Annotated in this window: 10 protein-coding genes; 9 read left to right on the forward strand and 1 reads right to left on the reverse strand. The window is 40.6% G+C overall.

Features of this window, described 5'->3' with window-relative positions; all coding sequences use genetic code 11:
- Nucleotides 1–33: 33 nt before the first annotated feature.
- The 6 genes from HWQ44_RS09350 (at nt 34) to HWQ44_RS09375 (ending at nt 7,498) form a co-directional block, all read left to right on the forward strand.
- Nucleotides 34–1,035 (forward strand): PstS family phosphate ABC transporter substrate-binding protein, encoded by a 1,002-nt coding sequence (locus HWQ44_RS09350; RefSeq protein WP_292717812.1) that lies wholly within the window; start codon nt 34–36, stop codon nt 1,033–1,035.
- 50 nt (nt 1,036–1,085) lie between these two features.
- Entirely contained in the window at nt 1,086–2,027 is a 942-nt protein-coding gene (gene pstC, locus HWQ44_RS09355) for a phosphate ABC transporter permease subunit PstC (RefSeq protein ID WP_292717814.1), read from the forward strand.
- 5 nt (nt 2,028–2,032) lie between these two features.
- Nucleotides 2,033–2,932, forward strand: coding sequence for a phosphate ABC transporter permease PstA (pstA, locus tag HWQ44_RS09360; RefSeq protein ID WP_292717816.1), 900 nt, complete (start codon nt 2,033–2,035; stop codon nt 2,930–2,932).
- 52 nt (nt 2,933–2,984) lie between these two features.
- The gene (pstB, locus tag HWQ44_RS09365; protein ID WP_292717818.1) at nt 2,985–3,812 is read left to right on the forward strand and encodes a phosphate ABC transporter ATP-binding protein PstB; all 828 of its coding nucleotides are present in this window, start codon (nt 2,985–2,987) and stop codon (nt 3,810–3,812) included.
- A gap of 1,051 nt (nt 3,813–4,863) precedes the next feature.
- The gene (locus HWQ44_RS09370) at nt 4,864–5,289 is read left to right on the forward strand and encodes a hypothetical protein (protein ID WP_292717820.1); all 426 of its coding nucleotides are present in this window, start codon (nt 4,864–4,866) and stop codon (nt 5,287–5,289) included.
- Between the two features lie 85 nt (nt 5,290–5,374).
- On the forward strand, nt 5,375–7,498 hold the full coding sequence (locus tag HWQ44_RS09375) for a DHH family phosphoesterase (RefSeq protein WP_292717822.1): 2,124 nt from the start codon (nt 5,375–5,377) through the stop codon (nt 7,496–7,498).
- Nucleotides 7,499–7,562: 64 nt separating this feature from the next.
- Here HWQ44_RS09375 and HWQ44_RS09380 read toward each other — a convergent pair whose 3' ends face one another.
- Entirely contained in the window at nt 7,563–7,706 is a 144-nt protein-coding gene (locus HWQ44_RS09380; RefSeq protein ID WP_069068686.1) for a photosystem II reaction center protein Ycf12, read from the reverse strand.
- A 297-nt stretch (nt 7,707–8,003) separates the two neighbouring features.
- Here HWQ44_RS09380 and HWQ44_RS09385 point away from each other — a divergent pair, with 297 nt between their 5' ends.
- The 3 genes from HWQ44_RS09385 to HWQ44_RS09395 all read left to right on the forward strand — a co-directional run bounded on the left by HWQ44_RS09385 (nt 8,004) and on the right by HWQ44_RS09395 (nt 9,232).
- On the forward strand, nt 8,004–8,354 hold the full coding sequence (locus HWQ44_RS09385) for a YkgJ family cysteine cluster protein (protein ID WP_292717830.1): 351 nt from the start codon (nt 8,004–8,006) through the stop codon (nt 8,352–8,354).
- Nucleotides 8,355–8,455: 101 nt separating this feature from the next.
- Nucleotides 8,456–8,887 (forward strand): TMEM165/GDT1 family protein, encoded by a 432-nt coding sequence (locus tag HWQ44_RS09390; protein ID WP_292717832.1) that lies wholly within the window; start codon nt 8,456–8,458, stop codon nt 8,885–8,887.
- A 42-nt stretch (nt 8,888–8,929) separates the two neighbouring features.
- Complete coding sequence (locus HWQ44_RS09395) at nt 8,930–9,232, forward strand: TMEM165/GDT1 family protein (protein ID WP_292717834.1); 303 nt, start codon at nt 8,930–8,932, stop codon at nt 9,230–9,232.
- The last annotated feature ends 134 nt before the right edge of the window (nt 9,233–9,366 follow it).

Genomic DNA, 9,366 nt, shown 5'->3' on the forward strand with positions numbered 1-9,366 from the left:
AATTCTCAATCACTTTATCTCAATTGATAATTTATGAGCTTTTGTAACCGATTTCAAAATGGCTTTTTCTTAACATCTTTAATGCTTCTTGCCAGCAGTATCACTGCTTGTAACAGCGGACAAGAATTGAAAAGTCAAGTCAGTATTGATGGTGCTGCTGTAGGTTTTCCTGTTTCTTTAGCAGTTGCAGAAGAATACGGCAAAGGCAAACCTGAAGCTAAAGTTAGCGTCGCCTCAAGCGGTACTGGTGGTGGTTTCAGTAAATTTTGTAATGGCGACATTGATATAGCTGGTGCTTCTCGTACCATTCGAGATGAAGAAATCAAAAAATGTAAAAGTAAAAATATTGAATTTGTCGAGTTACCTGTAGCTTTAGATGGTATAGCCGTAATTGCTAACCGTAAAAATAACTTCGCCAAATGTCTAACTATTAAGGAACTGGGCAAAATTTGGGGCGCGAAATCAGACGGTAAAATCTTGACTTGGAATCAAGTTAATCTCAAATTCCCTAACGAAAAACTGAAGCTGTATGCTCCAGCTTCTGATACTGGAACCTTTGATTATATGACTCAAGCTGTTACTGGTAAAGCCAAGAATGGCCGTACAGATTACACCCCTAGTCACAATCAAAATCTCCTAGTACAAGGTGTTTCAGGTGATGTATCAGCCTTGGGTTATGTTGGGATATCTTACTACATTCAAAACCAAGATAAACTCAATTTAGTTGCTGTAGAAAGCCCTACAGGAAAATGTGAAAAGCCAGTTCCTGTAGATAATGTCATCAAAAATATCTACACACCTTTGTCTCGTCCTCTATTTCTCTATGTCAGTAAAAAATCCTTAGATACCAAGCCAGCAGTTAAAGAATTTGTAGATTTTTATCTAGAAAATTCTTGGAAGTGGGTAGATAGTGTTGGTTATGTGGCGCTACCTGATGAAGCTTATGTCAAGGTAAAACAAAAATTTGCTACTGGTGAAACAGGGACAAAATTCAAAAAAGCAAAGCCAGGTGAACCAATCACAAACTTTATTTAAATAAAGTTCTAGTCATTGTAGTCTGAATGTAGTTAAAAAATTAACTGTTTATGCAAAATCTCAATTCTCAAGACGATCCTTATCTACTATCCAGACAATCATTGGATAAAAATCCATCTGAAGATATTTCTGAAAAGATTGTTGGGGTAATTTTATTTGCTTGTGCTTTAGTTTCGGTTTTGACGACTTTTGGGATTGTCCTAATTATCTTTCAAGAGACATTTGGTTTTTTCCAAGAAGTCTCCTTTGCTCAATTCTTTCTTGATACTAAATGGACGCCTCTATTTGCAGAGAAACATTTTGGCGTTTGGCCCTTGATTAATGGCACTTTTTTAACGACAGCTATTGCGATGGCAGTTGCTATTCCTTTGGGGTTATCTTCTGCTATTTATTTAAGTGAGTATGCTCAACCAAAAGTAGCAGCAGTTTTACGTCCAGCAGTGGAACTTTTAGCGGGAATACCAACAGTAGTATATGGTTACTTTGCGCTATTGTTTGTCACACCATTGCTACGGAATATTATCCCTCTAGAAATATTCAACGCTTTGAGTGCAGGATTAATGATGGGAGTAATGATTACCCCTACGGTTGGTTCTATCAGCTTAGATGCTATTAAAGCAGTTCCCCGCTCTTTACGAGAAGGCTCTTATGCTTTAGGTATCACTAAACTGGAAACCATTTTTAAAGTAGTTCTACCAGCCGCGCTTTCTGGAATCATTGCCTCAATTATATTGGGTATTTCTCGCGCTGTGGGTGAAACAATGACTGTTCTCATCGCCGCCGGACTACAGCCAAAGCTGACTGTGAATTTTGCGGAATCAATAGAAACAATGACAGCTTACATGGCACAAATTTCTGGAGGAGATAGTCCACGTGGGAGTCTCAATTTCAAAACCTTATATGCTGTAGGTGCTGTTCTGTTTCTCATCACCCTAGCTTTGAATATTGTTAGTTACTTGATTGCAAATCGCTTTAAAGAAAAATACGATTAATAAGTATGGCTACAAGTTATCAACCAAATAGTTCTCTAGATTCTACGGCAGAATTTAACGATAATGTTGAAAGTAGAGAGACATTAGGAAAAGTATTTGAAGTAATTTTTTTGTTAGGATTACTGATTGGTTTATTTATCCTAGCATTGCTACTTTTTGATATTTTTAAAGACGGATTAGGTAGATTTTTGTCACCCGGCTTTCTGACCGAAACTCCTTCTCGTTTTGCTGACCAAGGTGGCATTCGCCCTGCAATTATCAGCAGTGTTCTTTTGGGAACTGTTGTAATTTTGGTTACTGTTCCTATTGGTGTCGGAGCAGCTTTATATCTAGAAGAGTATGCACCTAAAGCTTGGTGGACAGCGATTATTGAGATTAATATCAGTAATCTCGCGGGTGTACCTTCTATTGTTTATGGATTGCTGGGTTTAGGAGTTTTCAATTATCTGCTTGGGTTTGGCCCCGCTTTGATTTCTGGTGCATTGACTTTATCTTTGTTGTCTTTGCCAGTGATTATTGTCACTTCTAGAGAAGCAATTCGCGCCGTCCCAGATTCCCTGAGAAATGCCTCTTATGGATTAGGTGTAACCAAATGGCGAACTATCAGCAGTCACGTCATACCCTATGCTATTCCCGGTATTTTGACAGGAGTAATTATCTCTGTATCTCGTGCTATTGGTGATGCAGCATCTCTAATTGTTGTTGGTGCTGTGGGTTTTCTCACTTTTGACCCTGGTTTGTTCCAGAGATTTATGGCATTACCCATTCAAATTTACAGTTACATCACTCGTCCTGAACCGGGTTTTGCTGGTGCAGCAGCAGCGACAATTATTGCGTTGTTGCTCTTGATTTTAGCTTTAAATGGTGTAGCAATTTATATCCGGCAACGCTTCTCAATCCGTTAGGTAATTAAATATCTAATTGAATACATTCACAGATATTAGGAGATACGCTTTCATGACTTATAGCAATAGTAGAAGTCAATCAGATAGTGCCACAATCGACCAAGGTAGTAGCGTTTTCAATGTTGAAGGTGTGAAGGTTTTTTATGGAGGATTTTTAGCACTTTTAGATGTTTATCTAAAGATTCCTGAGAAACAAATTATTGCTTTTATTGGGCCTTCAGGATGTGGTAAAAGTACCTTACTGCGTTGCTTCAACCGGATGAATGATTTAATTCCTGGAGCTAAGGTTGAGGGTAGACTGAATTATCGCGATCGCAATATTTACGATCCTAAGATAAATTCTGTCAAATTACGCCGCCAAGTCGGAATGGTTTTTCAAAGACCGAATCCTTTCCCGAAGTCGATATACGAAAATATTTCCTTTGGTCCGCGGGCTAATGGTTACAAAGGTAACGTTGATGAATTGGTGGAAGATTCTCTCAGACGCGCTGCTATCTGGGATGAAGTCAAAGACAAACTGAAAGAGAAAGGAACTGCATTATCTGGCGGACAACAGCAACGACTTTGCATTGCCCGTGCGATCGCAATGAAGCCAGATGTATTATTAATGGATGAACCATGTTCTGCTCTCGACCCAATTTCTAGTCGCCAAGTAGAAGAGCTCTGCTTAGAACTTAAGGAACAATACACCATTATTATGGTGACACACAATATGCAGCAAGCCTCTAGAGTCGCAGATTTCACGGCTTTCTTCAATACAGAAATTGACGAGCATGGTAAACGTCGTGGAAAATTAGTTGAGTTTAATCCTACAGCCCAAATGTTCAGTTCTCCTCAAACCAAAGAAGCTGAAGATTATATCAGTGGACGGTTTGGTTAAAGAGCTTGTTCTAAGTATTTAGGATAATAGACAACCTTGTACAATAAGGTAAAATTTTGTACAGGGTTTTATTTTGTGATACCAGACTCACTAAAATAGCGATCGCACTACAGACTCAATCTATAATGCGTAGGAGAGTCACCCTATGCTGGATAACACTCAAAAAATTTTGTTTGAGTTTTGGGGAACTCCAAGAAATAAATTATCCAATATTGTGGGGTGGGCATCTTGCCATTAGTGTCAACTTAAGGTTAAAACCCATTTGTCAACGATAGGTTTTGTTAGGAACGAAGTATAAAGGTGAACTTTTTTCTGACTTTTATACGCAAGCTGGGAGTGATGCTAATAAACAAAGCATTAATAGTCCATGAAAAAGTTCGTTTTTTGTCCCTTTCAAACCGAATTTTTAAGCCTAAATGCTTATTGACATAGGAAGTTTGAGCTTAACTTGACACCTATGGCATCTTGCCCGCCTTATGGACTGGGCAGGCGAGACGCCATTAGTGTCAACTTAAGGTTAAAACCCATTTGTCAACGATAGGTTTTGTTAGGAACGAAGTATAAAGGTGAACTTTTTTCTGACTTTTATACGCAAGCTGGGAGTGATGCTAATAAACAAAGCATTAATAGTCCCTGAAAAAGTTCGTTTTTTGTCCCTTTCAAACCAAATTGTTAAGCATAAATACTTATTGACATAGGAAGTTTGAGCTTAACTTGACACTAATGGCGAGACGCCCACCCCACAGGAGTTAATTGGATATTTTTTATTTGGAAGTCCCTAAGTAAGTAATCGGGATAATGAAGGGATAGGATGTGCATGATTCACTTCTGTGTTCCTGATTCCTAATTCTGTCTTGATTATGGCTTACACCAGTCCCGCACCCAGTAGTGACCCAACAACAACTCGACAACTGGCTAAATCACGATTAAATCGCTTATCGAAGAATGATAGGCTGATGTTGCTTTGCATTAGCTTAATTCTGGAAAATATGCTGAGGCTTAATAGTATTAAATTGAAGTAATATTTCAGATTAGTACTTATACTGTGTATATGTTTAAGCCTTTGTCATTTGCTTTACTTGCAGCTACCATTCTAGTTGCATCAATCAATAATCCCAGTGCTACCTTAGCTCGAACTTGTGCCTCTAAGTGTGGGTCGCACCCAATTCAGTTTACACCTGGGCAATACATCCGAGTTGAAGTTATAAATAGCACACCTAACCTGATTAAAATTCAAAAACCCTCTGGGACTGATGCAATATCCTTGAATCCAGGGCAGAAATTAAATCTAGAACAAATAGAGGGTACTGAGCCAAATACATCTCTGATATTTTGGAGCGAAAAGGGTTTATCACTACAAGCAATAGTCTCCAAACCTAACTTTGGGACATTGCGGCTAGAACTCCGTCCGACCTGGCGCTCTCCAGGCGATCGCTCGTTATATATTATGGATGACGGTAGAATCAGCGTATTTTAATAGATAGCAAAATAATGTTATTAGTTATGAGTTAAGAAATAACTTTCAATTCAACACTCATAACTAAAAAATCCTAACTTGTATTGTGCTAGACCGACCTGTATCTGAACTATCAAAGCCTCGCAGGCGCTTACCCGATCAGCGCTGGCAGATTTATCCACAAAAACCAGAATTTGCCCAAAATCTGGCGGTTTTGACAAATCTTTCTTCGATTATCAGCCAGTTACTAATTAATCGGGGTATGGAAACACCAGAACAGGTACAAGCATTTTTAGATCCAGAGTCTTTAGTTTTGCCTTCGCCGTTAGAAGATTTCCCAGATTTGGCAATTAGTCTAGAGTTATTGCAAAATGCGATCGCTTCTCAAACAAAAATTGCTATTTGTGGTGATTACGATGCTGATGGGATGACCAGCACTGCTCTACTTTTGCGTAGTCTCCGCACTTTAGGCGCACAGGTAGATTATGCTATCCCCAGCCGGATGCACGAAGGATACGGTATTAATAAACGCATAGTTGAAGAATTTCACAGCGAAGGTGTAGGGCTAATTCTCACTGTAGATAATGGTATCTCTGCGTTTGAACCAGTTGCTAGAGCTAGAGAACTTGGTCTTGCAGTGATTATCACCGATCATCATGATATCCCTCAAAAATTACCGCCAGCTAACGCTATCCTCAACCCGAAACTAATAGCCGAATCCTCACCTTATCGGGGTGTTGCTGGTGTTGGTGTTGCTTATATTTTGGCAGTGTCTCTAGCACAACAGCTAGGGCAGACTAAGGGATTGATCCAACCGATGCTAGCATTATTTACGCTGGGAACGATCGCAGATTTAGCCCCCTTAACTGGCGTAAATCGCCGCTGGGTGAAACGTGGTTTACAGCATTTACCCAAATCCAACTTACCTGGTATACAGGCGTTGATTCAGGTAGGTGGAGTGCAGGCGAGGGGAGAGGAGAGAGCAGGGGAGCAGGGGAGCAGGGGAGCAGGGGAGGAAATTTCTAATCCAAAATCCAAAATCCAAAATCCAAAATCGCTGAAGCCTGAAGATATCGGGTTTCGCTTGGGGCCGCGAATTAATGCTATTGGTCGGATTGGTAATCCCCAGACTGTGATTGAATTACTGACTACAGATGATATGGGGGTGGCGCTGGAAAGAGCAATGCAGTGCGAACAAATCAATGCTTCTCGCCAGGAAATGTGTCAGCAAATTGAACAAGAAGCGATCGCTTATGTAGAAGCAGAATTTGTTACTTCTTTACAAGATAACCGTGTATTAATTGTTGTTCAACCAAATTGGCATCACGGCGTTATTGGCATCGTCGCCTCCCGTTTGGTAGAACGCTACGGTGTTCCCGTGTTCATCGGTACTTATGAAGATGAGGGACATATACGCGGTTCAGCACGCTCAATTCCAGAGTTTCATGTATTTGAAGCTTTAGAATATTGTCACGATTTACTAGGCAAATTTGGTGGACACAAAGCAGCCGGCGGATTCTCTCTACCAGCAGAGAATTTACAGATGGTGCGATCGCGTTTGATTGAGTTTGCTAACCAGTGTCTTGAACCTCAGCATCTCAAGCCTCTGCTTAAAATTGATGCTGAAGTCAACCTCAATCATCTCAATCAGCAGCTTTATCAACAGCTTAATGCTCTACACCCCTGCGGTATGGACAACCCCGATCCAGTTTTCTGGACACCTAATGTCCAAGTGGTTGAGCAAAAAATAGTTGGTAAGGGTCACATCAAACTTACAGTTGCCCAAATTGTTGATAATCAGGAGTATCAAATTAAAGCGATCGCTTGGCGTTGGGGCGACTATTTCCGCTTACCATCGCGAGTGGATATCGCTTACAAACTGCGAGAAAATTACTTTAACGGCAATACCAGCATCGAGCTAGAGTTAATCGGCGTCAGACTGCCAATTCAGATTCAACAATTTTTTGTTTCGCCACCTACCACATCAAGCACCACCTTTGAGTACAAGCAGCGACAGTATACTTGTGGTTTCTATAAAAACGGTATTGAAGCAGAACTAAGAATTAAAAATTCTGAAGGGAAAGTATTAGCCATGCAGCCAGGACATATAATTGGTTTGCTGGGTACTAATCGTCAAAATGCCAAAGAAGTTGATATTTCTCAACCACAGTATGACAATATTATCCAAGCTGCTCTTCAGGCGTTATCAGTATTGAGTGCTGATTCATGAGTTATCAGTTTTAAATTCCAAAATTTTCTTCTACTCAGCACTCAGCACTCACTACTCAGCACTCTTATAGGTTGCCGTTGCGAAATGCCAGCACAAAGATCACTGCTGGGCCAGCAATCACAATTAGCGCCACTGACAACAATTGGAAGATAACTTCCCAATTGATACTGGTAAAAGCGTTAAACAAGTCAGATACAGCGTCAAACATTTTTCCTTTTCTCCTTTCAATTGTTTTAAAAAATTCAATAACTTAATTACAAAACCCGCGATCGATCATATCTGGCTATGGGCTGTTAGATTTAATTTACTTAACAAAATTATAAGAAAAGACATAAAAACGTAAAATAGGGGGATTGGGGATTGGGGACTGGGGACTGGGGACTGGGGACTGGGTATCAGATACTAATTACTGAGGACTAGGGAAGAGTTTCCCTAATCCCTAATCCCTAACTCCCAATCCCTAATCCCCAATCCCTAATCCCCAATCCCTAATCCCTAATCCAAAATGTCAACTTGGCAATGTATAAAGCAATGTGGAGCCTGCTGTAATCTCGATCCAGCAGAGCGTCCAGACTTAGAAGACTACCTCTCACCACCAGAACTAGAACTCTACCTCAGCATGGTAGGCGAAGGGGGATGGTGCGTTAATTTCGACCATACCACGCGAGAATGTCGCATCTACCCCAATCGTCCCCGCTTCTGCCGTGTGGAATCAGAAGTGTTTCAAGATATGTATGGGGTTGAACCCGAAGAAGTTAACGATTTTGCTATTGACTGCTGTCGCCAGCAAATAGAAGGAGTTTATGGCGATCGCAGTCTGGAAATACTCCGCTTCAATAAAGCTGTAGGGCTGTGACACTCACACTCCTAGTTTTAGTTTGTGGAGTTGCAATTTATTACAACAATCTGAGAATATGATAGAAATATGAAAGCAACCTAGCAATAAAACTACTGCCTGTGAAACTTGACTCTGCTCCTTTGGACATTTCTGGCGGATCTCAGACTCAGATCGAGCTAGAACTGAAAGATAGCAATGATTTTAACTTAACTCCTGCGATCGCTCCGTCAGTTCAGCCTGTAGTTGCCGATAGTCCTCAAAAGCAGCAATCAGTGCTAGTAGTTTTTGGTACAACTTTTATAACCATTTTTCTAGCAGAAATTGGAGATAAAACTCAGCTATCCACTCTGTTAATGAGCGCACAATCTCATTCGCCGTGGGTGGTATTTATCGGCTCGGCGGCGGCGCTAATAACCACTAGCTTATTAGGTGTACTTTTAGGTAGTTGGATAGCCGATCGACTCAGCCCGAAAACTGTAGAAAAGTCAGCCGGCGTGATGTTGTTAGTAATTTCTCTAATGCTATTTTGGGATGTATTTACTAGTCATTAGTCATTTGTCATTATAAAAAAATTACCCATCTCCTTTAATTATATGGATTGGCATTTATTAGGACTGAGCTTTATTACGGTTTTTTTATCAGAATTGGGTGACAAAAGTCAGCTAGCAGCGATCGCACTTTCAGGACGTTCTAATTCTCCACGGGCAGTATTTTTTGGTGCAGCAGGCGCATTGCTGTTGACAAGCCTGTTGGGATCGTTAGCAGGGGGTGCAGTAGCCGAATTATTACCTACACGCGTTTTAAAAGCGATCGCGGCTGTGGGATTTGCCATTCTTGCTGCACGCCTGCTGTTATTTAACAATCAACCATCGGCAGATTCTGAACAAACACCTTAAAGAAGAATTCAGAATCTAGGAATCAAAATTATTCTTCGTAGGGTATTGGAACCCGCCAAAGTTCTAAAGCAATATAATATCATGTTCGGGTAAAGACTTATCATTTAGACCGCAGGGGTGCAGGGGGCAGGGAG

The sequence above is a fragment of the Nostoc sp. JL34 genome, assembly GCF_017114945.1.
GTDB lineage: Bacteria > Cyanobacteriota > Cyanobacteriia > Cyanobacteriales > Nostocaceae > Nostoc.